At 65.9% G+C, this 22408-nt stretch carries 21 protein-coding genes, 1 tRNA gene and 1 pseudogene; 10 read left to right on the top strand and 13 right to left on the bottom strand.

What is annotated here, in order from left to right; translation table 11 throughout:
• Nucleotides 1-24 precede the first annotated feature (24 nt).
• Nucleotides 25-101 (bottom strand) — tRNA-His (locus B4L36_RS09590).
• A 104-nt stretch (nt 102-205) separates the two neighbouring features.
• Here B4L36_RS09590 and B4L36_RS09585 point away from each other — a divergent pair.
• Nucleotides 206-415, top strand: a complete 210-nt coding sequence (locus tag B4L36_RS09585) for a DUF6324 family protein (RefSeq protein ID WP_292956019.1) — start codon at nt 206-208, stop codon at nt 413-415.
• 206 nt (nt 416-621) lie between these two features.
• Here B4L36_RS09585 and B4L36_RS09580 read toward each other — a convergent pair whose 3' ends face one another.
• The 5 genes from B4L36_RS09580 to cobU all read right to left on the bottom strand — a co-directional run bounded on the left by B4L36_RS09580 (nt 622) and on the right by cobU (nt 5477).
• Nucleotides 622-2532, bottom strand: coding sequence for a TRAP transporter large permease (locus tag B4L36_RS09580; protein WP_292956016.1), 1911 nt, complete (start codon nt 2530-2532; stop codon nt 622-624).
• Nucleotides 2529-3176: a TRAP transporter small permease subunit gene (locus tag B4L36_RS09575; RefSeq protein ID WP_292956013.1), complete on the bottom strand. Its 648-nt coding sequence runs from the start codon at nt 3174-3176 to the stop codon at nt 2529-2531. Before B4L36_RS09575 ends, B4L36_RS09580 begins: the two co-directional genes overlap by 4 nt.
• Nucleotides 3177-3285: 109 nt before the next feature.
• Entirely contained in the window at nt 3286-4014 is a 729-nt protein-coding gene (locus tag B4L36_RS09570; RefSeq protein ID WP_292956010.1) for an adenosylcobinamide-GDP ribazoletransferase, read from the bottom strand.
• Nucleotides 4007-4960, bottom strand: coding sequence for a nicotinate-nucleotide--dimethylbenzimidazole phosphoribosyltransferase (cobT, locus tag B4L36_RS09565; protein ID WP_292956007.1), 954 nt, complete (start codon nt 4958-4960; stop codon nt 4007-4009). The genes B4L36_RS09570 and cobT overlap by 8 nt, the downstream gene beginning before the upstream one ends.
• Nucleotides 4947-5477: a bifunctional adenosylcobinamide kinase/adenosylcobinamide-phosphate guanylyltransferase gene (cobU, locus tag B4L36_RS09560; protein WP_292956004.1), complete on the bottom strand. Its 531-nt coding sequence runs from the start codon at nt 5475-5477 to the stop codon at nt 4947-4949. Before cobU ends, cobT begins: the two co-directional genes overlap by 14 nt.
• A gap of 129 nt (nt 5478-5606) precedes the next feature.
• Between cobU and B4L36_RS09555 the strand changes: the two genes are divergently transcribed.
• The 6 genes from B4L36_RS09555 to B4L36_RS09530 all read left to right on the top strand — a co-directional run bounded on the left by B4L36_RS09555 (nt 5607) and on the right by B4L36_RS09530 (nt 13131).
• Complete coding sequence (locus tag B4L36_RS09555) at nt 5607-7208, top strand: peptide ABC transporter substrate-binding protein (protein ID WP_292956001.1); 1602 nt, start codon at nt 5607-5609, stop codon at nt 7206-7208.
• Between the two features lie 93 nt (nt 7209-7301).
• Nucleotides 7302-8225: an oligopeptide ABC transporter permease OppB gene (gene oppB / locus B4L36_RS09550; RefSeq protein WP_292955998.1), complete on the top strand. Its 924-nt coding sequence runs from the start codon at nt 7302-7304 to the stop codon at nt 8223-8225.
• 3 nt (nt 8226-8228) lie between these two features.
• Nucleotides 8229-9155 carry an ABC transporter permease subunit gene (locus B4L36_RS09545; RefSeq protein ID WP_292955995.1) on the top strand — a complete coding sequence of 309 codons (927 nt, stop codon included), beginning with the start codon at nt 8229-8231 and terminating at the stop codon, nt 9153-9155.
• Nucleotide 9156: 1 nt separating this feature from the next.
• Nucleotides 9157-10254 (top strand): oligopeptide/dipeptide ABC transporter ATP-binding protein, encoded by a 1098-nt coding sequence (locus B4L36_RS09540; RefSeq protein ID WP_292955992.1) that lies wholly within the window; start codon nt 9157-9159, stop codon nt 10252-10254.
• Nucleotides 10251-11279 carry an oligopeptide/dipeptide ABC transporter ATP-binding protein gene (locus B4L36_RS09535; protein WP_292955989.1) on the top strand — a complete coding sequence of 343 codons (1029 nt, stop codon included), beginning with the start codon at nt 10251-10253 and terminating at the stop codon, nt 11277-11279. The genes B4L36_RS09540 and B4L36_RS09535 overlap by 4 nt, the downstream gene beginning before the upstream one ends.
• A 1-nt stretch (nt 11280) precedes the next feature.
• Nucleotides 11281-13131, top strand: a complete 1851-nt coding sequence (locus tag B4L36_RS09530; RefSeq protein ID WP_292955986.1) for an ABC transporter ATP-binding protein — start codon at nt 11281-11283, stop codon at nt 13129-13131.
• A 5-nt stretch (nt 13132-13136) separates the two neighbouring features.
• Here the strand turns inward: B4L36_RS09530 and xseA are convergent, their stop codons facing one another.
• On the bottom strand, nt 13137-14693 hold the full coding sequence (xseA, locus tag B4L36_RS09525) for an exodeoxyribonuclease VII large subunit (RefSeq protein WP_292955983.1): 1557 nt from the start codon (nt 14691-14693) through the stop codon (nt 13137-13139).
• Between the two features lie 62 nt (nt 14694-14755).
• Here xseA and purD point away from each other — a divergent pair, with 62 nt between their 5' ends.
• Complete coding sequence (purD, locus tag B4L36_RS09520) at nt 14756-16012, top strand: phosphoribosylamine--glycine ligase (RefSeq protein WP_292955980.1); 1257 nt, start codon at nt 14756-14758, stop codon at nt 16010-16012.
• Nucleotides 16013-16089: 77 nt separating this feature from the next.
• Here the strand turns inward: purD and B4L36_RS09515 are convergent, their stop codons facing one another.
• The gene (locus B4L36_RS09515) at nt 16090-17109 is read right to left on the bottom strand and encodes a ribose-phosphate pyrophosphokinase (protein WP_292956092.1); all 1020 of its coding nucleotides are present in this window, start codon (nt 17107-17109) and stop codon (nt 16090-16092) included.
• Nucleotides 17110-17193: 84 nt separating this feature from the next.
• On the opposite strand from B4L36_RS09515, the gene B4L36_RS09510 reads away from it, so the two are divergent.
• On the top strand, nt 17194-17808 hold the full coding sequence (locus B4L36_RS09510; RefSeq protein WP_292955977.1) for a 2-hydroxychromene-2-carboxylate isomerase: 615 nt from the start codon (nt 17194-17196) through the stop codon (nt 17806-17808).
• Entirely contained in the window at nt 17805-18584 is a 780-nt protein-coding gene (locus tag B4L36_RS09505) for an alpha/beta fold hydrolase (protein ID WP_292955975.1), read from the top strand. Before B4L36_RS09510 ends, B4L36_RS09505 begins: the two co-directional genes overlap by 4 nt.
• Nucleotides 18585-18646: 62 nt before the next feature.
• Here B4L36_RS09505 and B4L36_RS09500 read toward each other — a convergent pair whose 3' ends face one another.
• The 5 genes and pseudogenes from B4L36_RS09500 to B4L36_RS09480 all read right to left on the bottom strand — a co-directional run.
• Nucleotides 18647-18994, bottom strand: coding sequence for an H-type lectin domain-containing protein (locus B4L36_RS09500; RefSeq protein ID WP_292955972.1), 348 nt, complete (start codon nt 18992-18994; stop codon nt 18647-18649).
• Nucleotides 18995-19115: 121 nt separating this feature from the next.
• On the bottom strand, nt 19116-19565 hold the full coding sequence (locus B4L36_RS09495) for a F0F1 ATP synthase subunit epsilon (protein WP_292955969.1): 450 nt from the start codon (nt 19563-19565) through the stop codon (nt 19116-19118).
• Between the two features lie 9 nt (nt 19566-19574).
• Nucleotides 19575-20999, bottom strand: coding sequence for a F0F1 ATP synthase subunit beta (atpD, locus tag B4L36_RS09490; RefSeq protein WP_292955966.1), 1425 nt, complete (start codon nt 20997-20999; stop codon nt 19575-19577).
• Nucleotides 21000-21016: 17 nt separating this feature from the next.
• Nucleotides 21017-21895: a F0F1 ATP synthase subunit gamma gene (locus tag B4L36_RS09485; RefSeq protein WP_292955963.1), complete on the bottom strand. Its 879-nt coding sequence runs from the start codon at nt 21893-21895 to the stop codon at nt 21017-21019.
• Between the two features lie 12 nt (nt 21896-21907).
• Nucleotides 21908-22408, bottom strand: a pseudogene (locus B4L36_RS09480) (F0F1 ATP synthase subunit alpha); the annotation flags it as partial.

Raw genomic sequence — 22408 nt, 5'->3', positions numbered from 1 at the left:
GCGGAAATTGCACGGAAGGAAGGATGGTACCGCCTCCCCGGCTTGAACGGGGGACCTCTGGATCCACAATCCAGCGCTCTGACCAACTGAGCTAAGGCGGCACGGGACTGGTCTGTAAACCCGGCCGCTGCGGGTTGCAAGCCCGACTTGCCGCGAATTGCGCGGCGCGCTACAGAATGTCAGCCAAGCGCGAGGAACCGTTTCCGTGAGCATCAACAGCCAAAGCACCATCGCCGCCAATCTTCAGGTCGGTCCAACCGATCAGGGCATGGTCCGGATCTATCTTGAAGCCGAGGGCCTGGATCTGCCGCTGGATTTCGATCCCGACGAGGCAACCGAGATTGCCGAGGAACTGCTTGCGGCCGCCGAAGCCGCGCGCAGCATGAGCCGCAAGGGCGGCAAGCCCCGCCGCTGACCCCTTTCGCCATCGGCAGCGGCATGGCCTCCGGCTCATGCGGTTCCGAAGCCGCTATCCCTGCCGGGAAACGCCGGACGCGCGGCGGGATCGTCATCCATCGCAGGCATTGAAACCGCGCACCCAGACCTTTCCTGTCCGATCGGGACAATCATCAACGGCCGCCCGTGAGGCGGCCGTCCCGATGCGTCTTGCGCAAGCGACGCCTAGTTGCCCCCAGACAATCCCGGCGGCGGGCTGCCGAAACCACCACCCAGACCGCCGCCAGGGCTGTCCTGGCCGGCCCCGGTCTGTCCGGTATTCGCGTCCGGGACCGGGTCGGGCGTCGGCGTTCCGGTGCCGCCCGGGGACGCGCCGAAATTCGGCGGGCCGCCGAGGCCCCCGCCCAGGCCGCCGCCCGGTTGACCGGATCCGCTGCCCGCGCCGGGCGATCCGCCGCCGAACGGTGATCCGCCCAGCCCGCCGAGACTGCCGAAACCACCGCCGGAATCGACCCCGCCGAAACCGCCCGAGGGGATCTCGATCTTGATGTTCGAGGTGTCCACCGGGGCGCCCTTGTAATGCATGACAAGCTGCGGAAAGGTGATCACCACCGCGATCATCACGATCTGGATGAAGACGAAAGGCACCGCGCCCCAATAGATCTGGCTGGTCTTGACCGGTTCCATCCGCAGTCCCGTCACCCGGTCCAGATAGGGCGCCTTGGGGGCGACCGATCGCAGGTAGAACAGCGCGAAACCGAAGGGCGGGTGCATGAAGCTGGTCTGCATGTTGACGCCCAGGATCACGCCGAACCAGATCAGGTCGATGCCAAGACTTTCGGCCGCGGGGGCCAGCAGCGGCACGATGATGAAGGCCAGTTCGAAGAAATCCAGAAAGAACGCCAGGATGAAGACCAGGAACGAGACGGCGATCAGAAAGCCGTATTCGCCGCCCGGCAACGAGGTCAGCAGTTCCTCGACCCACAGATGGCCGTTGACACCGTAGAAGGTCAGCGAAAAGACCCGGGCGCCGATCAGGATGAACATGACGAAGGCCGACAGCCGCGTGGTCGAGGCCAGCGCGGCGCTGATCACGCCCAGGCTCAGCCGGCGCTTGGCCCCGGCCAGGATCAGCGCGCCCACCGCCCCCATGGCCCCGCCCTCGGTCGGGGTGGCGACGCCCAAGAAGATGGTGCCGAGAACCAGGAAGATCAGCGCCAGCGGCGGGATCAGCACGATGATGACCTGCTGGGCCAGCCGCGACATCAGCCCGATCTTCAGCGTCTTGTCGATCACCGCGACGACATAGACGACGATCACCGCCAGCGCCGCCGCCAGGATGTCGGCGTCGTTGCCCTGCGTCGGATACAGCCATTTCCAGGACAGCCAGAAGACCGCGACCGTTCCCGCCAGCGCAACCAGCAGCGACATGACGCCCGAGCCCAGCGTCCGCGCCTCTTTCGGCAGCGCGGGAACCGAATGCGGGCGGATGATCGACATCACGAAGACATAGCCCAGGTAGATGCCGGTCAGCACCAGGCCGGGGATCAGCGCGCCCTTGTACATGTCGCCCACCGAACGGCCCAGCTGGTCGGCCAGGATGATCAGGACCAGCGAGGGCGGGATGATCTGCGCCAACGTCCCCGAGGCCGCGATCGCCCCGGTCGCCACCCGGCGATCATAGCCATAGCGCAACATGATCGGCAGCGAGATCAGCCCCATCGCGATGACCGAGGCCGCGACGACGCCGGTCGTGGCCGCCAGCAGCGCGCCGACGATGATCACCGCATAGGCCAGACCGCCGCGCACGGGGCCGAACAGCTGGCCGATCGTGTCCAGCAGATCCTCGGCCATGCCGGATTTTTCCAGCACGATCCCCATGAAGGTGAAGAAGGGCACGGCCAGCAATGTCTCGTTGGCGACGACGCCTCCGAAGAATCGGTCGGGGATCGCCCGAAGCAGTGGCCATGACAGGTTGATGCTGCCGTTCGACAGCGGTGCAAGCTCGACCCCGATGACAAAGAACAACAGCCCGTTCGCGCCAAGCGCGAAGGCCACGGGATAGCCGATCAGCAAGAAGACGATCAGCGAGACGAACATGATCGGCGCCATGTTCTGCGCAATGAGTTCCATCATCCGCGGTCATCCTTGCGGCCCGAGCCGTCCTTCGGCAGGTCCGTCAGCGGATGGTCCGGATCCGCAAATCCGGCCTGGTCGATCAGGCCGGGGTCCATCTCCAGCGGCACGTGATGGCCGGCATCGGGGAAGGGATCGGGGATCACGCCGCGCATGACGGCGATCTTCTTGATGATCTCGGACAGACCCTGAAACAGCAACAGCACGAAACCCGCGAACAACAGCGACTTGGCCGGCCACAGGATCAGCCCGCCCGCGTTCATCGACACCTCGCCCGAGTTGATGCTGCGCAGGAGCCAGGGATACATGTAGTAAAGCGCGACCAGAACGACCGGCATCAGAAAGAAGATCGTGCCCAGAAGGTCGATCCAGTGCTGAACCCGCCGCGACCAGGCGCCATAGATGATGTCGATGCGGATATGTTCGTTTTCCAGCAGCGTATAGGCCGCCGCCAGCAGGAATGCGCCGCCATAGAGATACCATTGCAATTCCAGCCAGGCATTCGACGAAATGCTGAACATCTTGCGCACGACCGCGTTGGTCGCGCTGACGAAGATCGCCAGCAGGATCAGCCACGATGCACTGCGCCCGATCAGCGTGTTGACGCGGTCGATGCCGCGCGACAGGGCCAGTAGGCCGCCCATTGAACTATCCTCCCTCACATCGCCGCCGCAGGGGCGACGAGGCCGGTTTCTCCGACCGGTCTGCAGATCGGGTTCCATATGCGCGAAGGGCCCAAAGGGGTCAAGGATTTCAGAACAGGGCCGCGGGGGCAGTCATGGCAAAGCCGGTCATCATCGCGGTCTCGGTCAGGACGGAAACCGTTCCCAGCACGTCGCCGCTTTGCCCATTGATCAGGTTTTGGGCCCGCCGCATGGTCAGGCCCGCCGCCGCGGCGCCCAGGGCCAGCGCCGGGACCGCATCGCGGCCGGCCGGCAGCAGGGCGGCCAGGGCGATCAGCAATGCGGCGGCCAGCGCTCCGTGCCCCGGCCGCCCGGCTGCGCGGCCCAGCCCATCGGGACGCGCGGGCGGCAACACCCGCATCGCGACGACGATCGCGGCCCGCCCGCCCGCGGCCGAGGCAATCAGCGCCGCCGGGCCAAGCACGGCCAGCGCCGCAACCCGCAAAAGCGATGTCACGATCAGCGCCATCACGCCATAGCTGCCGATCCGCGAATCGCGCATGATCCGCAGACGGGCCTCGCGATCCCCACCGCCATGGGCATCGGCGAAATCGGCCAGTGCATCCTCGTGCAGCGCCCCGGTCAGGCAGACCGACAGCGCCAGCGACAGGCCGGCCGCCAGCAGCGGCGGCTGGACCAGAAGCAGCGGCACCGAGGCCAGCGCCCCGACCAGCGCGCCGGCCAGCGGAAAGGCCCATGCGCCGGCCCCCAGGGTCATGGGATGGCCCGGCAGCAGGCGTGCCAGCGGCAGGCGCGTCAGGAAGACCAGCGCCAGTACCAGCTGATGCAGCCTAGCCAATCCCGGCCTCGGAGAAGGTTGCCATGCCGTCATGGCAGGCCAGGGCACCGCGCAGCACCATCAGCGCCACCGCCGCGCCCGATCCCTCGCCCAGGCGCATGTCCAGCGACAGGATCGGACGCAGGCCAAGCGCGGCGATCAGGCGGCGGTGGCCCGGTTCGGCGCTTTCATGTCCACTCAGGCAATGGCTCAGCGCGTCCGGATCGTCACGGGTCAGCACCGCTGCGGCGGCCGTGCAGATGAACCCGTCCAGAATCACCGGCAGGCCCAGTTCACGCGCGCGCAGGATGGCGCCGCAAAGCGCCGCCTGTTCGCGTCCTCCGAACGCCGCCAATGCGTCGGCCGCCGTCATCGGATCGTGGCGGGCCAGCCCCGCGGTCACGGCACGCAGCTTGTTGGCGAGGATCTCGCCCTCGGCGCCGGTGCCGGGACCGACCCAATCCTCGGCCCGGCCGCCAAAGGTCCACGCGGCCAGCACCGCGGCGACGGTGGAATTGCCGATGCCCATCTCGCCCAGCAGCAGGACGTCGGCCTGCGAATCCACCGCATCGGCCCCCGCCTGCATCGCCGCGCGAACCTCGTCCGGCGTCATGGCCACGTTCTGGGTGAAATCAGCGGTCGGGCGGTCCAGTTCCAGGGCGACGACGGACAGATCGGCCCCGGCCACGCGACACAACTGGTTGATCGCCGCCCCGCCGGCGCTGAAATTGGCCACCATCAGCGCCGTCACCTCGGCCGGAAACGGGTTCACGTTCTGCGCGACCACCCCGTGATTGCCCGCAAAGACCAGCGCCTGCGCGCGTTCGAGGCGAGGCCTGGCCCGCCCCTGCCAGCCGGCCATGAACACGGCCAGATCCTCAAGCCGGCCCAGCGAGCCCGGCGGTTTGGTCAGGCTGTTCTGCCTGTCGCGCGCCGCCTTGGCGGCGGTTTCGTCAAAGGATGTCATCCGGATTCTCCCGCGGGGGTTTCAGCCGCATCGGCTGGCCAGACACCGACAGCCAGACCTGGTCGGCGATCTGCGCCACCGCCTGATTCATCCAGCCATGCCGGTCCCGGAATTGCCGCGCCAGCGCGTTGCCGGGCACGATTCCCTGGCCCAGTTCGTTCGTGACCAGCACGACAGGACAGGTTTGCTGACGCAGCGTCATGCATAATGCGCCGATATCCGCCGAGCCCCTGCAATTGGCCAGCCACAGGGTCAGGCAATCGACCAGTCGCACCCCCTGCCCGTCGCTGCGATCCAGCGCGCCCGTCAGATCCAGCGGCTCTTCCAGGGTGATCCATCCGGTCCCGCGACGGCGTTGATGTTCCGCGATTCTGTGGGACATTTCATCGTCACCGACCTCGGCCGTGGCGATATAGATGCGGCTGCCGCCATGCCGCGCGGCCAGCCGTTCGGCCAGCGCCGACTTGCCCGAACGCGCGCCCCCCGTCACCAGCGTGATATGTCCCCGTTCGCTCATCGTCGCTATCTGTTTCACAGCATCGGGCGCAATGAAAGGCGCAGAACCGGCTTTACCCGCCTTTGGTTTCGACTAGTTTCTCGCCATTCAGGTGCAGATCAGACACCGACTCAACTTGGAGGCATATCCATGATGAAACTCTTCACCACCACCGCGCTGCTGGCGGCCCTGGCGATGCCAGCCCTCGCCGTCCAGCCCGCCGAGGGCGAGAAGCTGGCCCAGAACCAGACCTATACCTACTGGCTGCTGGACGCGATCAAGTCGCTGGACCCGGCGAAGAACACGGACGTCGAGGGTTCGGACGTGTTGCGGTCCCTGTTCGAGGGATTGATGAACGAGGACGCGAAGGGCGCGATGATCCCCGGCGTCGCCGAAAGCTTCGAGGAAAGCGACGACAAGCTGACCTATACCTTCCGTCTGCGCGACGCCAAATGGTCGAACGGCGATCCGGTCACGGCGGGCGATTTCGTCTATGCCTGGCGGCGTGTGGTCGACCCCGAGACGGCCTCGGAATATGCGTGGTTCATGGAACTGATGAACATCGTCAACGCGACCGAGATCGTGAAGGGCGAAAAGAGCCCCGAAGAACTGGGGGTCAAGGCCATCGACGACAAGACGCTGGAGGTGACGCTGACCACGCCGACACCCTATTTCATCAAGACCCTGTCCCACGCCACCACCTATCCGGTGCCGCAGAAGGTGATCGAGGCCGAGGGCGACAACTGGACCCAGCCCGGCAAGCTGGTCGGCAACGGCGCCTTCGTGCTGGAAAGCCACAATCTGGGCGTCGATATCACGCTGAAGAAGAACCCGGATTACTGGGATGCCGAGAATGTCCTGATGGAAACCGTCAAGGGCGTCACCGTCAACGACAACAACGTTGCCCTGACCCGCTATCAGGCCGGCGAACTGGACCGCGTGCAGATCCCGGCCGGGCAATACCCGCGTCTGAAGCAGGAATATCCCGATCAGGCCACCTCGATCCCCTATGCCTGTTCCTATGCCTATATCTACAATGTCTCGGAGAAGGGGCCCGAGGCGTTGAAGGATGTGCGGGTGCGCAGGGCCCTGTCGCTGGCCATCAACCGCGACATCATCGTCGACAACGTGCTGCAAGGCGGTCAGAGGCCGGCGACGACCTGGACGCATTGGGCGATCGAGGGCTTCGAGCAGCCTGAGACCGAACTGGCCACGCTGAGTCAGCAGGAAAAGACCGCCAAGGCCAAGGAATTGCTGGCCGAGGCCGGCTACGGTCCCGACAATCCGCTGAACCTGACACTGCAATACAACACCGACGAGAGCCACAAGAAGCTGGCCATCGCCGTGCAGCAGTTCTGGAAGCCGCTGGGCGTCAACGTCACCCTGAACAATGTCGAATGGAAGGTTCACACCGACCGCCTGCAGAATCAGGATTTCGACGTGGCCCGCTATGCCTGGTGCGGCGATTACAACGAAGCCTCGACCTTTCTCGACTGGTTCCGCACCGACGGCTACAACAGCGGCAAATGGTCGAACGCCGAATACGACAAGCTGATGGCCGATTCGAAGACCGCCGAGGATACCACGCCGCTTTACAAGCGGGCCGAGGAAATCCTGGCCGAAGAGGTGCCGGCGGCCTTTGTCTATCACTATGCCAAGGTGGACATGATCAGCCCAAGGATCAAAGGACTGCCCACCGAAAACGTGCTGAACACCTGGTACGCCAAGGATCTGTATCGTCTGGCCGATTGAGGCCGGCCGATCCGCCCTCTTGCCGGAAGGGGTTGCCCCCTTCCGGTATTCAGTCATAGAACCTGACCCATCTTCCGCAGGGAGGCCGAGCCGATGTTCGCCTACATCATGCGGCGACTGGCGGTGGCGATACCGACGCTGCTTTTGCTGATCGTCTTTTCCTTCGTCCTGATGCACATGGCGCCGGGTGGTCCCTTCACCCAGGAACGCGCGCTGCCGCCGCAGGTCATCGCCAATCTGAATGCCAAATACGGGCTGGATCAGCCTCTGTGGCGGCAGATCGCCAGCTATCTCTGGGGCATCGTCGCGAATTTCGATTTCGGGCCCAGCTTCGTCTATCCCGATCGCACGGTGAACCAGCTGATCGCGGCCGGTTTTCCGGTCACGCTGACCTATGGCACACTGTCCTTCATCGCCGCGGTGGTGGTCGGCGTCGGTCTGGGCGTGGTCGCCGCGATCTGGCACAACGGTTTTCTGGATTATCTGGCCGTCGGCATCTCGATCGGGGCCCAGGTTCTGCCGAATTTCGTGATGGCACCGATCCTGGTTCTGGTCTTCACGCTGTGGTACAGGATGCTGCCCGGCGGCGGATGGAGCTTCGAGGATCCCAGCTACTGGATCATGCCGGTGATCGCGCTTGGCACCAGCTACATGGCCTCGATCGCGCGGATCACCCGGTCCTCGATGCTCGAGGTGCTGGGCTCGAATCATATCCGCACCGCCCGCGCCAAGGGAATGCCCGAACATCGCGTCATCCTGCGCCACGCGCTGAAGCCCGCGCTGCTGCCCGTCATCAGCTATCTGGGACCGGTCTTCGTGTCGATGATCACCGGATCGGTGGTGATCGATGTCTATTTCTCGACCGGCGGCATCGGCAAGGCCTTCGTCGATTCGGCGCTGAACCGCGACTACGCGGTGATGATGGGGGTCACGATCCTGGTCGGGGCGCTGACCATTCTTTTCAACCTTGTCGTCGATATCCTCTATGCGTGGATCGACCCGAAGATCCGGTACTGAGCCATGGTCATCGAAGAACGCAAGATGCAATCGCTGGCCGCCCGCCTGTCGCAGGACGAGGTTCGCGGCCGCAGCCCCTGGGCCGACGCGCGCAAGCGGTTCGTTCGCAACAAGGCGGCGATGGCCGGGTTGATCATCCTGATCCTGGTCGGGCTTTTCGCGCTGCTGGGCGAATATGTCGCCGCCTGGTCGAATGACGAGCTGGACTTTACCGTCATGGGCCAGGTGGCGCAGATGGGCATGCCCTCGTTGCAGAACGGACATTATTTCGGCACCGACGATCTGGGCCGCGACCTGTTCGCGCGCACCGTTCAGGGCACGCAGATTTCGCTGATGGTCGGCATCGTCGGCGCCGCGATCGCGGTTGTCGTCGGCACGCTTTACGGCGCGACGGCGGGCTATGTGGGCGGGCGCACCGACCAGTTCATGATGCGCGCCGTCGATATCCTGATGTCGATCCCCTACATGTTCGTGCTGATCCTGCTGCTGGTGATGTTCGGCCGGTCGATGTCGATGCTGTTTCTGGGCATCGGGCTGATCTCGTGGCTGGACATGTCGCGCATCGTGCGCGGCCAGACGCTGAGCCTGAAGAACCGCGAATTCATCGAGGCCGCCCGCGCCATCGGCGTTCCCGCATGGAAGATCGTCCTGCGCCATGTCGTGCCGAACCTGCTGGGCGTGGTCGCGGTCTATGCCACGCTGCTGGTGCCGCTGATGATCCTGACCGAAAGCTTCATCAGCTTCCTGGGGCTTGGCGTGCAGGAACCGCTGACCTCGTGGGGGGCGCTGATCTCCGAAGGTGCGGGCACGATGAATTACGGCACATTGTGGCAGTTGGCCTTTCCGCTTTTCTTCTTTGTCATCACGCTGTTCGGCTTCTTCTTCGTGGGCGACGGCCTGCGCGACGCCCTTGACCCGAAGGATCGCTGAGATGGCCCTGCTGGAACTGCATGACCTGTCCGTCCGCTTCGCCACCAATGATGGCGAGGTCCAGGCGGTCAACGAGGTCAGCCTGTCCATCGATGCGGGCGAAACGCTGGGCATCGTCGGGGAATCCGGCTCGGGAAAGTCGCAATTGTCCTTTGCAGTCATGGGATTGCTGGCGCGCAACGGACGGGCGTCGGGCCGCGTCGTCTTCGACGGGCAGGACATCCTGAACGCGCGGGCGAAGGTGCTGAACCACATCCGGGCGGAAAAGATCGCGATGATCTTTCAGGATCCGATGACCTCGCTGAACCCCTATATGCGGGTGGCCGACCAGATGGCCGAGGTGCTGATGCTGCACAAGGGCATGGGCAAGCGGCAAGCGGTGGCTGAAGCCGTGCAGATGCTGGACGCCGTGCGGATCCCCGACGCCAAGGGCCGCGTCCGGCTGTATCCGCATGAATTCAGCGGCGGAATGCGGCAGCGCGTGATGATCGCGATGGCGCTGCTGTGCCGGCCGCAACTGCTGATCGCGGACGAACCGACGACGGCGCTGGACGTGACCGTGCAGGCGCAGATCATGACCCTGCTGGCCGATCTGCAACGCGAATTCGGCATGGCGATGGTCCTGATCACCCATGATCTGGGCGTCGTCGCCGGTTCATGCGAACGTGTCGCGGTCATGTATGGTGGCCGGATCCGCGAAACCGGACCGGTGGGGCCGCTGTTTCACGACCCCGCCCATCCCTATACGCAGGGGCTGCTGGCGGCGATCCCGAGGATCGACCAGCAGGGCGACACGCTGTCGGTCATTCCCGGCGCGCCGCCCAACATGACGCATCCGCCCGCCGGTTGCGCCTTCGAGCCGCGCTGCCCCTATCGGCGCGCGGACTGCGCCAGCCTGCGCCCACCGCTGGAAGATTTCGCGCCGGCCCGCGCAAGGGCCTGTTTCGCGCCGCTGGCCGATGTTCGGGCGCATCGCCACAACGCCCGGCTGGACGATCTGGAAACCGGCACGCGCGCGCCCTCTCGCGACGAACCGGTGCCGAGGGCCGCGCTGGCGGGCGCGGGCATGGCCGGAACCCCCAGCAAGGTGGATGAATGATGACCCGACCCCTGCTCGATGTGCACGACCTGCGCGTGACCTTCCGGATCCGGCGCGAGGGTGCGATGCCCTGGGCCGCGCCCCTGCCGCTTCATGCCGTCAGCGGCGTCGATTTCACGCTGGATCCCGGCGAGACCCTGGGCGTCGTGGGTGAATCGGGTTGTGGCAAATCCACCCTGGCCCGCGCGCTGATCGGTCTGGTCCCGGCCGCGGGTCGGGCCGAATGGATCGACGGGCGCGACCTGATCGGCCTGTCGCCGCGCCAGATGATGACCTATCGCAGCGATATCCAGATGGTGTTCCAGGATCCGCTGGCCAGCCTGAACCCGCGCATGACCGTGGGCCAGATCATCGCCGAGCCGCTGAAAACCCATCGCCCCGGCCTGAAATCGGCCGAGGTGAAGGAACGGGTCAAGGCGATGATGGAAAAGGTCGGGCTGCTGCCCAATCAGATCAACCGCTATCCGCATGAATTCAGCGGCGGGCAATGCCAGCGGATCGGCATCGCCCGCGCCCTGATCGTCGAGCCGAAGCTGATCATCTGCGACGAACCGGTCTCGGCGCTGGACGTCTCGATCCAGGCGCAGGTGATCAACCTGCTGATCCGGTTGCAGCGCGAACTGGGCCTGGCGCTGATCTTCATTGCCCATGACCTGTCGGTGGTGAAGCATATCAGCGACCGGGTGATGGTGCTGTATCTGGGCAAGGTGATGGAGATCGGCACGACCGACGATCTGTTCGCCGACCCGCAGCACCCCTACACGCAGGCGCTGCTGTCGGCGGTGCCGGTTCCGGACCCGGATTACGACCCCGCCGCGACCGTCGTGCCGCTGGCAGGCGATTTGCCGTCACCGATGAGCCCGCCTTCCGGCTGCGTGTTCCGGACCCGATGCCCGCGCGCGCAGCCGGTCTGTGCCCGGCAGGTTCCCGCGCTTTTGGGCGACGCCCACCAGACCGCCTGCCATTTCCCCGGTCCGCTGAGCGACGAGGAAATCGCCCGCGCTCGTGCGGTCCGGGCGGCCTGACGTGGCCGCGCCCGCCGAGGCGCCCGGTTTTGCCGCGCGTTGGGCGGCGCTGAAGAACCTGCCGCCCTTCATGGCGATGGTCTGGCGCGCCAGCCCAGGCCTGACGCTGGCGATGATCCTGCTGCGGCTGGTGCGGGCGGTGCTGCCGGTCTCGATGCTGTGGATCGGCAAGCTGATCATCGACGAGGTGGTGCGCCTGGGCGCGCTGCAAACCCGCCCCGAGGGGGTCTCGGATTGGTGGCAATCGGGCCTTGCGGATTATCTGGGCCTGCTGATCGCGGCGGAACTGGGCCTTGCGCTGGCCTCGGACCTGATCGGGCGTCTGGTCGGCTACGCCGACAGCCTGTTGCAGGAAAGGCTGGTCATCTCTCTGTCGGTGCGGCTGATGGACCACGCCGCCGATCTGGACCTGGCCAGTTTCGAGGATGCCGGTTTTCAGGACCGGCTGGACCGCGCCCGCCGCCAGACCATGGGCCGTATCCCTCTGGTGGGCCAGATGATGCAGCAATTGCAGGACGGCGTGACGGTGGCCAGTTTCGGGGCGGGCCTGATCGCCTATAATCCCTGGCTGGTGATCCTGTTGGCGGTGGCGCTGATCCCGACGCTGATCGGACAGTTGCATTTCAACGCTATGCTTTACCAGATGAACTGGCGCCGCGCACCCGAACGGCGGGAACGCGATTATCTGCGGATGATCGGCGCGACCTCGGAATCGGCCAAGGAAGTCAAGATCTTCGGTCTCAACCGGTTCCTGCGCGACCGCTATCGGGAACTGGCCGAACGCTTCTATGCCGAGAACCGCGCCATCAATCGCCGCCAGCTTGCGGTCATGGCGGCGCTGACGGGCATCGGCACGCTGTTCTATTACGGCGCCTATCTGTGGATCATCGCCCGCACCCTGACCGGCGCCCTGTCGCTGGGCGACCTGACCTTCCTGTCGGGCAGCTTCCTGCGCCTGCGCGGCCTGATCGAGGGCTTGCTGACCTCGTTTTCCGACATGGCGGGACAGGCGCTGTATCTGGACGACCTCTACCGTTTCTTCGACGAGGTGCCCGCCATCGCATCCCCCGCGGATGCCCTGCCGGTTCCCCTGCCCATCCGGCACGGCATCACCTTCGAGGATGTCGGCTTCCGCTATCCGGGCGCGGAACGCTGGGCCGTGCGGCATCTGTCCTTTCACCTGCGCGCGGGCGAAACCGTGGCGCTGGTGGGCGAGAACGGCGCCGGCAAGACCACGATCGTCAAGCTGCTGTCCCGCCTTTACGATCCGGCCGAGGGCCGCATCCTGCTGGACGGTCGCGATCTGCGCGATTACGATCTGGACGCGCTGCGCGCCGCCATTGGCGTGATCTTCCAGGATTTCGTGCGCTACGCGATGTCCGCCGCCGACAATATCGCCACCGGCCGGATCGAGGCGCGCGCCGACCGCGACCGCATCCGGGCCGCCGCCGCCCGCGCCCTGGCCGATCAGGTGATCGCGAAACTGCCCGAAGGATACGACCAGATGGTCGGCAAGCGTTTCGCGCGCGGGCTGGATCTGTCGGGTGGCGAATGGCAGAAACTGGCCATCGCGCGGGCCTATATGCGCGACGCGCAGGTGCTGGTCCTGGACGAACCCACCGCAGCCCTGGACGCCCGCGCCGAATTCGAGGTGTTCCAGCGTTTCAAGGACCTGTCGCAGGGGCGGACGGCGCTGCTGATCTCGCACCGGTTCTCGTCGGTTCGGATGGCCGACCGGATCGTCGTCGTCGAAGATGGTCATGTCCTCGACGAGGGTACCCATGACGAACTGGTCGCCCGCGAAGGCCGCTATCGCGAATTGTTCGACCTTCAGGCGCAGGGCTATCGCTGAGGGCGCTAGAACAGGGTCTTCTGCTGGGGCGGCTGACGTTTTCTCGACGCTTTCTGCGGCGTGGCATCCGGGCGGACCGGAACGCGGCCATCGGTGAACTCCACCTCGAAACGGCCGCTCTGCCGCGCGTTCTCGGCCGAGGTGATCAGCCCCTCGGGTCCATGCACCACGGCAAAGCCGCGCTTCAGCGTCTGGGTATAGCCCAGCGTCTGCCGCGTCCGGTCCAGCGTTTCCAGCGCCGCCCACCGCGTCGCAGTCATGCGCGCCATCGTGGTGTCAAGCCGCGCCGACAGTTTGGCCAGCCGCTCGGTCTGATCGGCCACCGAGCGACGCGTCGTGGCGATCGTCCGGCCCAGTGAAGCGGTCAGACGTTCGGCCAGGGCCGCGATCCGGTCGCGGCGGCGTTCCAGCCTGCGCTCGCGCGCAACGTCCAGACGCACCCCCAACCGGTCGAGCCCGTGGCGCTTGGCCGCCGTGAACTGGCGCAGGGTCGCGGCGGGAATCGGGCGCGACTGCAACTGGTGCCGCCGGGCCCGGACCAGCCCGCGCAAGGCCGGGTCCAGCCGCGCGGCCCACAGGTCCAGCCGCTGTCGGGCCGGTTCGGTCAATGCGGCCGGCCGGCCCATCGCGCGGCCCAGATCACGCAGACGCTGGCGGGGACGCTCGATATGACCCTGCGCACAGCGCGTCAGCCGGGCCTGTGCCTCGGCCAGCCGCGCGGCAAGTTCCGCCAGCACCGGCACTGCGATTTCAGCCGCGGCGGTGGGTGTCGGCGCGCGCCGATCCGAGACGAAATCGATCAATGTGGTATCGGTTTCGTGGCCCACCGCGGAAATCAGCGGGATGCGGCTATCGGCGGCGGCGCGGACAACGGCCTCGTCGTTGAAGCCCCAAAGATCCTCGATGCTGCCGCCGCCCCGGGCGACGATCAGCAGGTCGGGACGCGGCACCGGTCCGGACTCGTCCAGCGCGTTGAAACCCCTGATCGCGGCGGTGACCTGCGGGGCGCAACCCTCGCCCTGCACGGCCACGGGCCAGATGATCACCCGGGTCGGAAAACGGTCGCGCAGCCGGTGCAGGATGTCTCGGATCACCGCGCCCGAGGGCGAGGTGACGACCCCGATCACCCGCGGCAGGAAAGGCAGCGCGCGCTTGCGGTCCTGATCGAACAGCCCTTCGGCCGCCAGCGCCTTGCGGCGTTTCTCCAGCATCGCCATCAGCGCGCCCGCGCCGGCCGGCTCGATCTGGTCAACGATCAGCTGGTATTTCGACTGGCCCGGAAAGGTGGTCATGCGACCCGTGGCCACGACCTCCATCCCCTCTTCGGGGCGCTGCGCCAGGCGGGCCGCCTGCCCCTTCCACGTCACCGCCGCCAGAACCGAGCGGTCATCCTTGAGGTCGAAATAAAGATGCCCCGATCCGGGACGCGACACGCGCCCGATCTCGCCGCGCACGCGGACCCGCCCGAACTGGTCCTCGATGCTGCGCTTGACCGCGCCCGACAGTTCCGAGACGGTGAATTCATGGGCGTTGCTGCCCGGCGCGTCTTCCAGCAGGTCCATTCGGCTTGTCCCCCTTCGCCGGCCACACTAGAACGCGCGCGAGACGGGCGAAAGGGCGGCAGATGAACATCCTGATCCTGGGCAGTGGCGGGCGTGAACATGCGCTGGCCTGGGCCATCCGGCAGAACCCTAAATGCGACCGGCTGATCGTCGCGCCGGGCAATGCAGGCATCGCGGCAATCGCGCGCTGCGCTGATCTGGACATCGTTTCCCGCGGCGACGTGCTGGCCTTCGCCGAGGAACACGCCATCGATTTCGTCGTCATAGGACCCGAGGCGCCCCTGGCCGCCGGCATCGCCGATGCGTTGCGCGAGGCCGGGTTTCTGGTTTTCGGCCCCTCGCAGGCGGCGGCGCGGCTGGAATCCTCGAAAGCCTTCACCAAGGAAATCTGCGATGCCAGCGGCGCACCCACCGCCGCCTGGGCCCGCTTCGGCAATGCGGCTGCCGCCCGCAACGACGTGACCCGCCGCGGCGCGCCGATCGTGGTCAAGGCCGACGGGCTGGCGGCGGGCAAGGGCGTCACCGTGGCCGAGACCGTCGATCAGGCGCATTCCGCCATCGATGCGATCTTCGATGGCGAATTCGGCGACACCTCGGTGGTGATCGAGGATTTCATGGAGGGCGAGGAAGCCAGCTTCTTCGTTCTCTGCGACGGCCGGGATTGCCTGGCCATGGGCACCGCACAGGATCACAAGCGCGTGGGCGAGGGCGATACCGGCCCGAATACCGGCGGCATGGGCGCCTACAGCCCGGCGCCCGTCCTGACCGAGTCATTGCAGGATCAGGTCATGACGCGGATCGTGCGCCCGACCATCGCGGAGATGGCCGCCCGCGGAACGCCGTTCCAGGGCATGCTCTACGCCGGGCTGATGATCGCCGGCGGCGAGGCGCGGCTGGTCGAATACAATGTCCGTTTCGGCGATCCGGAATGTCAGGCCCTGATGCTGCGGCTGGGCGCGCAGGCACTGGACCTGCTGCTCGCCTGTGCCGAGGGCCGGCTGGCCGAAACCCAGATCACCTGGGGCCACGATCACGCCATGACGGTGGTGATGGCCACGAAGGGTTATCCCGGCAGCTACGAAAAGGGAACTCCGATCAGGGGCCTGGATCGGTTGCCCGAAAGCAGTTTCGAGATGGTGTTCCATGCCGGAACCGCCGAACGCGACGGCCGGATCATCGCCACGGGCGGCCGCGTTCTGGCCTGCACCGGTCGCGGCGCGACCCTGGCAGAGGCTCATGACCGCGCCTACGCATTGGTTGATGCGATCGACTGGCCCGACGGCTTCTGCCGCCGCGACATCGGCTGGCGCGCCCTTTGATTTGCCTTGGTTGAAATATCCCGGGGGTGAATTGCCGCAAGGCAAGAGGGGGCAGCGCCCCCTGCCCGGCCCGCGGCTCAGCCGGTCGTGTACAATCCCTCATAGATCGGCAACAGCGTGTCCGTCTCGAACAGCGAGCTGACCGAGGTGCCGTTCCAGATGTTCAGGATCGCCTGGGTGAACATCGGCGCGGTCGGCACGATGCGGATATTGGGTGCTTCCTTCACCGCCTTGGCTGGCTGGATCGAATCGGTGATGACCAGTGATTTCATCACCGACTTGCTGACCCGCTCGACCGCAGGGCCGGACAGGACGCCGTGACTGATATAGGCGTGAACCTCGGTCGCGCCGTTGTCGGTCAGCAATTGCGCCGCCTTGACCAGCGTCCCGGCCGTGTCGCAGATATCGTCGACGATGATGCAGGCCTTTCCCGCCACATCGCCGATCACCGTCATTTCGGCAATCTCGCCGGCCTTCTCGCGGCGCTTGTCCACGATCGACAGGGGCGCGCCGATCCGCTGGGCCAGTTCGCGCGCCCGCGCCACCCCGCCGACATCGGGCGAGACCACCATCAGGTCGTCCATCCGGTCCTTGAAATGATGCTGCACGTCCAGCGCAAAGACCGGCGCCGCATAGAGGTTGTCCACCGGAATGTCGAAAAAGCCCTGAATCTGGGCGGCGTGCAGATCCATCGTCAGAACGCGATCCACACCCGCCTCGGTCAGCAGGTTGGCGACCAGCTTGGCACTGATGGGGGTGCGGGCCTTGGCGCGGCGGTCCTGCCGCGCATAGCCGAAATAGGGAATCACCGCCGTGATCCGCGAGGCCGAAGACCGGCGCAGCGCGTCGGTCATGATCAGCAGTTCCATCAGGTTGTCATTGGCCGGATTCGAGGTCGGCTGGATGATATACATGTCCTCGCCGCGCACATTCTCGAACACCTCGACGAAGATTTCCTGATCGTTGAACCGTTCGATCCGGGCATCGCAGAGGCTGACATTCATGCCGCGATGCATCGACATGCGCCGGGCGATGGCGGCGGCGAGCGGCATGTTGGCATTGCCGGAAATCAGCTTCGGTTCGGTCATCACGGGCATGGAGGGGGCCTTTGGCATTTGCGTCCGATTGCACTGCCATTAGCACCGGGCTAGCCTGCGGGCAAACCGCGAAGGGAGGCCGTTATGGCTAACATCGATTATTATCTGGGGACCATCAGTCCGTTCTGCTATCTGGCGGGGACGCGGCTGGAGCGGATCGCCGAAAAACACGGCGCGACCGTCACCTACAAGCCCCTGGACCTGTTGCAATTGTTCGACCGCACGGGCGGGGTCCGGCCGGCCGAGCGTCATCCCAGCCGGCTGCAATACCGCGCCCAGGAACTGCCCCGCTGGGCTGAGCATCTGAACATGCCGTTCCACTTCAAACCCGCGCATTGGCCGGTGAACATGGCGCCATCCTCCTACGCGATCATCGCCGCGCAGCAGGCGTCGGCCTCGGGCGGTGGCGGCGATCTGGGTGGGCTGGTCCACGGCTTTACCCGCGCCGTCTGGGCCGAGGAACGCGACATCAGCGAGGATGCCGTGATCCGCGACATCCTTGTCGCGCACGGGTTCGATGCCGGGCTGGCCGATAGCGGTCTGTTCGTCGGCGCCGAGACCTATGGCCGCAATCTGGAACAGGCGGTCGAGGCCGGGGCCTTTGGCGCGCCCTTCTATGTCGTGCCCGAGACCGGGCAACGGTTCTGGGGACAGGACCGACTGGATTTCCTGGACCGGCATCTGGCCACGGCCGGATGAGCCGCATCCATCGCAGGCATTGGCCGGGCGACCCCGAACGCCCCGCCCTGGCGCTGCATTGCATGTTGGCCAGCGGCAGCTATTGGGGTCCGATCGCAGAAAGGCTGGCCGGCCATGTCGATCTGCAGGGCTTCGACATGCCCGGCCACGGGCGCAGCGGCGATTGGCGGCCCGGCCCGGGCGATCCGGACTACCATACCGCCGTCACCCGCATCGCCGCCAGCTTCATCACCCGGCCAGTGGATCTGATCGGCCACAGCATGGGCGCGGTCGCGGCCCTGCGCATCGCGGTCGCGGCCCCCGATGCGGTCCGCAGCCTGACCCTGATCGAGCCGGTGCTGTTCGCTGCCAGCCCGGATGATCCCGCGCAACGGGCCCGCGACGAGGATTTCGCCACGGCGATCCGGGAAGGCCGCGACGCGGATGCAACCCGCGCTTTCCTGCGGGCCTGGGGCGCGCAATCCTATGACGCCATGCCCGAAGCGGCACGGGTCCAGATGCGCAAGCGGATCAGGCTGATCGCGGGACTGGAGGCGGCGCAGTGGCATGACAGCGCCGGCATCCTGCGCGATGGCGCGCTGGAGGCGATCGACGCGCCGGTGCTGCTGATCTCGGGCGCGGAATCGCCACCGGTAATTCACGCCATTGCCGATGCGCTGGCCGGGCGCCTGCCCGATGTCGGCCGTGCCAACGTGCCGGGTGCCGGCCACATGCTGCCGATCACCCATCCCGACGAGGTGGCCGGCCTGATCGGCGTCAATCTGGATCGGGCCTGACATGCCGATCCGCACGTGTCCAGGGCGGCCGGACCGCGCTTCCGCTGTCTTCTGACGGTCCGCTACAGGTCGAAATCGTCCACGTGACGCAAGGGTCCGATGGCCAGCCAGTCGGCGCGGATCCGGGCCACGCGGGTATCGCCCCAGGTGCGGAACACGATGTCGAAACCGTCACGGCTGATCTTCTCGGCCGAGATGTCCGCGCGCTGGTTGCTGCCCTCGGCGATGTCCCACATCGAGATCGTCACCTGCACGACGGGCAGCGACAGGAATGACGCTTCAAAGCCGATCCGGTGGCGGACGACGCGCGGGCCCGCGCCCGACCACATTTCGCCGCCCTCCTCGAACGCCGAAAACAGCAGACGTGTGCCCTGTGCCACGCCGACAGCCGCATGGCTGATACGCTGCATCAACATCAACCCTCTTCACCACGCCCGCCCGATCAGCCTAGCCAAGCAAGCGGAGAAGGAAAAGCCCCGGTCTGCGACCGGGGCCCGTCTGTCTGGTTCGGACTGACAGCGCGGAGGCCGCCTAGTCGGGGATTGTCGACTGGTTCGGGTCCAGCCCGATATGGCTGCCCATCGCCTCCATGTCGGCCAGCAGCTTGACCGCGGCAGCCACCACTTCCTCGCCGACGCTGTCGCGCTTTTCCTCGACCGCCTTCTTCTTGCGATGCGCCTCGGACATCATCTCGTTGAAGACATCCTGCGTCATCTCCTCGCGCGGGTGGCCGCGTTCGGCCAGCAGACTGACGGATTCGCCATTGATCTCGGCAAAGCCGCCGGTCACGGCGAAATCGGTCTGCGCGCCATCCTCGGCCACGACCGAGACGATGCCCGGACGCAGCGTGACGATGGTGGGTGCGTGGCCGGGCATCGCGGTCAGATCGCCTTCGGTCCCCGGCAGGCGGACCTCGCGCACCGGAACGGAGACGAGCCTCCGCTCGGGCGAAACGAGATCGAACTGCATGTTATCGGCCATCCTGTCCCCTTACGCGGCTTCCGAGGCCAGACGCTCGGCCTTGGCTTTGACCTGATCGATATCGCCGACCATGTAGAAGGCGGCTTCGGGCAGATGATCGTATTCGCCGGCGACCACGGCCTTGAAGGATGCGATGGTCTTTTCCAGCGGCACCTGGACGCCGTCCGAGCCGGTAAAGACCTTGGCCACGTCGAAGGGCTGGGACAGGAAACGCTGGATCTTGCGGGCCCGGGCCACGGTCAGCTTGTCCTCTTCGGACAGTTCGTCCATGCCCAGGATCGCGATGATGTCCTGCAGCGACTTGTATTTCTGCAAGATGCCCTGCACGTCGCGGGCGACGGTATAGTGTTCCTCGCCCAGGATCTGCGGATCCATCAGGCGCGACGAGCTGTCCAGCGGATCCACGGCGGGGTAGATGCCCAGTTCGGAAATCGCGCGCGACAGGTTGGTCGTCGCGTCAAGGTGGGCGAAGGTCGTTGCCGGCGCCGGGTCGGTCAGGTCGTCGGCCGGAACATAGACCGCCTGGATCGAGGTGATCGAGCCGTTCTTCGTCGAGGTGATGCGTTCCTGCATCGCGCCCATGTCGGTCGCCAGCGTCGGCTGGTAGCCCACGGCCGAAGGGATACGACCCAGCAGTGCCGACACCTCGGAACCCGCCTGCGTGAAGCGGAAGATGTTGTCCACGAAGAACAGCACGTCCGTGCCCGAAGCGTCGCGGAACTGTTCGGCCAGCGTCAGGCCGGTCAGCGCAACACGCATCCGCGCGCCCGGAGGCTCGTTCATCTGGCCATAGACCAGCGCAACCTGCGATTCAGACAGGTTGTCCGGCTTGATGACGCCGGATTCGACCATCTCGTGATACAGATCGTTGCCCTCGCGGGTCCGTTCGCCGACGCCCGCGAACACCGAATAGCCCGAATGCACCTTGGCGATGTTGTTGATCAGTTCCATGATCAGAACCGTCTTGCCGACACCCGCGCCGCCGAACAGGCCGATCTTGCCGCCCTTGGAATAGGGCGCCAGCAGGTCGATGACCTTGATGCCGGTGACCAGAATCTCGGACGAGGTTGCCTGGCTGGCGAAATCGGGGGCGGGCTGGTGGATGGCGCGGGTTTCGGTGGCCTGGATGGCCTCGCCTTCATCGACGGGTTCGCCGATGACGTTGATGATCCGACCCAGCGTCGCGTCGCCGACCGGAACCGTGATCGGGCCGCCGGTATCGCTGACGTCCTGGCCGCGGACCAGTCCTTCCGAGGCGTCCATGGCGATGGTGCGGACGGTGTTCTCGCCCAGATGCTGCGCGACTTCCAGCACCAGCCTCTTGCCGTTGTTGTCGGTTTCCAGCGCGTTCAGGATCGCCGGCAGGTGGTCCTCGAACTGCACGTCGACGACGGCGCCGATCACCTGAGTAATTTTACCTTTGGCCTCTGCCATGTCTCTACCCCTACGTATCAGAGCGCCTCGGCGCCCGAAATGATTTCGATCAGCTCCTTGGTGATCGCGGCCTGACGCGAGCGGTTATACTCGGTCGTCAGGCGGTCGATCATGTCGCCCGCATTGCGCGTGGCGTTGTCCATGGCGCTCATCCGGGCCCCCTGTTCGGAGGCCGAATTTTCCAGCAAGGCCGCGAAGATCTGCGTCGCGACGGACCGCGGCAGCAATTCGGCCAGGATGGCGTTCTCGCCGGGTTCGTAATCGTAAAGCGAGGAGGCGCCGCCCTCCTCGACTCCTTCGGGCATTTCGGCCGGGATCACCTGCCGCGCGGTCGGAACCTGTCGGATCACCGATTCGAAGCGGTTGTAGAAGATCGTGGCGACATCGTATTCGCCGGATTCGAACCGCTCCAGCACCTCATCGGCGATCTGGCGGGCATTCGCATAGCCGACGCGCTTGACGTCTGACAGATCGACATGGCTGACGATCTGCTTGCCGTAGTCGCGGCGCAACTGCTCGCGGCCCTTCTTGCCGACGGTCAGGATGGTGACTTCCTTGCCCTCGCCCCGCAGGCGGTCGGCATGTTGCCGCGCCAGCTTGACGATCGAGCTGTTGAAGCCGCCGGCCAGACCGCGTTCGGCGGTCATCACCACAAGCAGGTGCTTGCGGTCCGAACCGGTGCCCGACAGCAGCCGGGGCGCGGTGTCCGAACCCTTGGCATTCTCGGTCAGCCCCGCCATCACCGCCGCCATCCGGTCGGCATAGGGGCGCGCGGCCTCGGCCGCTTCCTGCGCGCGGCGCAGTTTCGCGGCGGCGACCATCTGCATCGCCTTGGTGATCTTCCGCGTGTTCTTGACGCTTCCGATCCGGTTCTTCAGATCCTTGAGACTGGGCATCTATTCCCCCTCTCAGGCGCGCGACGTGTTGTATTCGTCCAGCGCCGCCTTGATCGCATCTTCCAGATCACCCGCCACCTTGCGGTCGTTCTTGGTGATATCATCCAGCAGATCCGATTTCTGGTTGCGCAGGAACTGGATCAGCCCCTCTTCCCAAGCCACGACCTCGCGCACCGGCACCTTGTCGATATAGCCTTTGGTGCCGGCATAGATGACGATGACGATTTCGGCGTTGGTCAGCGGCCGGTATTGCGGCTGCTTCATCAGCTCGGTCAGCCGCGAGCCGCGATTCAGCAGACGCTGCGTCGCCGCATCCAGATCCGATCCGAACTGCGCGAAGGCGGCCATCTCGCGATACTGCGCCAGTTCCAGCTTGACCGGACCGGCGACCGATTTCATCGCCTTGGTCTGCGCGGACGACCCCACCCGGCTGACCGACAGGCCGGTATTCACCGCCGGGCGGATGCCCTGGAAGAACAGATCGGTTTCCAGGAAGATCTGGCCATCGGTGAT

The organism is Paracoccus sp. UBA889 (genome assembly GCA_002294185.1).
Taxonomy (GTDB): domain Bacteria; phylum Pseudomonadota; class Alphaproteobacteria; order Rhodobacterales; family Rhodobacteraceae; genus Paracoccus.
Note: the sequence above shows the minus strand (reverse complement) of the source record. Positions and strands in the feature narration are given on the sequence as shown.

Bases quoted from the DNA above. Each gene is read 5' to 3' on its own strand.
- B4L36_RS09535 (WP_292955989.1), top strand. From the start codon at position 10,251: ATGATGACCCGACCCCTGCTCGATGTGCACGACCTGCGCGTGACCTTC.
- cobU (WP_292956004.1), bottom strand. From the start codon at position 5,477: ATGAGCGAACGGGGACATATCACGCTGGTGACGGGGGGCGCGCGTTCG.
- B4L36_RS09510 (WP_292955977.1), top strand. From the start codon at position 17,194: ATGGCTAACATCGATTATTATCTGGGGACCATCAGTCCGTTCTGCTAT.
- atpD (WP_292955966.1), bottom strand. From the start codon at position 20,999: ATGGCAGAGGCCAAAGGTAAAATTACTCAGGTGATCGGCGCCGTCGTC.
- B4L36_RS09505 (WP_292955975.1), top strand. From the start codon at position 17,805: ATGAGCCGCATCCATCGCAGGCATTGGCCGGGCGACCCCGAACGCCCC.
- B4L36_RS09515 (WP_292956092.1), bottom strand. From the start codon at position 17,109: ATGCCCGTGATGACCGAACCGAAGCTGATTTCCGGCAATGCCAACATG.
- B4L36_RS09540 (WP_292955992.1), top strand. From the start codon at position 9,157: ATGGCCCTGCTGGAACTGCATGACCTGTCCGTCCGCTTCGCCACCAAT.
- B4L36_RS09485 (WP_292955963.1), bottom strand. From the start codon at position 21,895: ATGCCCAGTCTCAAGGATCTGAAGAACCGGATCGGAAGCGTCAAGAAC.
- B4L36_RS09545 (WP_292955995.1), top strand. From the start codon at position 8,229: ATGGTCATCGAAGAACGCAAGATGCAATCGCTGGCCGCCCGCCTGTCG.
- purD (WP_292955980.1), top strand. From the start codon at position 14,756: ATGAACATCCTGATCCTGGGCAGTGGCGGGCGTGAACATGCGCTGGCC.
- B4L36_RS09495 (WP_292955969.1), bottom strand. From the start codon at position 19,565: ATGGCCGATAACATGCAGTTCGATCTCGTTTCGCCCGAGCGGAGGCTC.
- cobT (WP_292956007.1), bottom strand. From the start codon at position 4,960: ATGACATCCTTTGACGAAACCGCCGCCAAGGCGGCGCGCGACAGGCAG.
- xseA (WP_292955983.1), bottom strand. From the start codon at position 14,693: ATGGACCTGCTGGAAGACGCGCCGGGCAGCAACGCCCATGAATTCACC.
- B4L36_RS09580 (WP_292956016.1), bottom strand. From the start codon at position 2,532: ATGATGGAACTCATTGCGCAGAACATGGCGCCGATCATGTTCGTCTCG.
- B4L36_RS09500 (WP_292955972.1), bottom strand. From the start codon at position 18,994: ATGCAGCGTATCAGCCATGCGGCTGTCGGCGTGGCACAGGGCACACGT.
- B4L36_RS09555 (WP_292956001.1), top strand. From the start codon at position 5,607: ATGATGAAACTCTTCACCACCACCGCGCTGCTGGCGGCCCTGGCGATG.
- B4L36_RS09575 (WP_292956013.1), bottom strand. From the start codon at position 3,176: ATGGGCGGCCTACTGGCCCTGTCGCGCGGCATCGACCGCGTCAACACG.
- oppB (WP_292955998.1), top strand. From the start codon at position 7,302: ATGTTCGCCTACATCATGCGGCGACTGGCGGTGGCGATACCGACGCTG.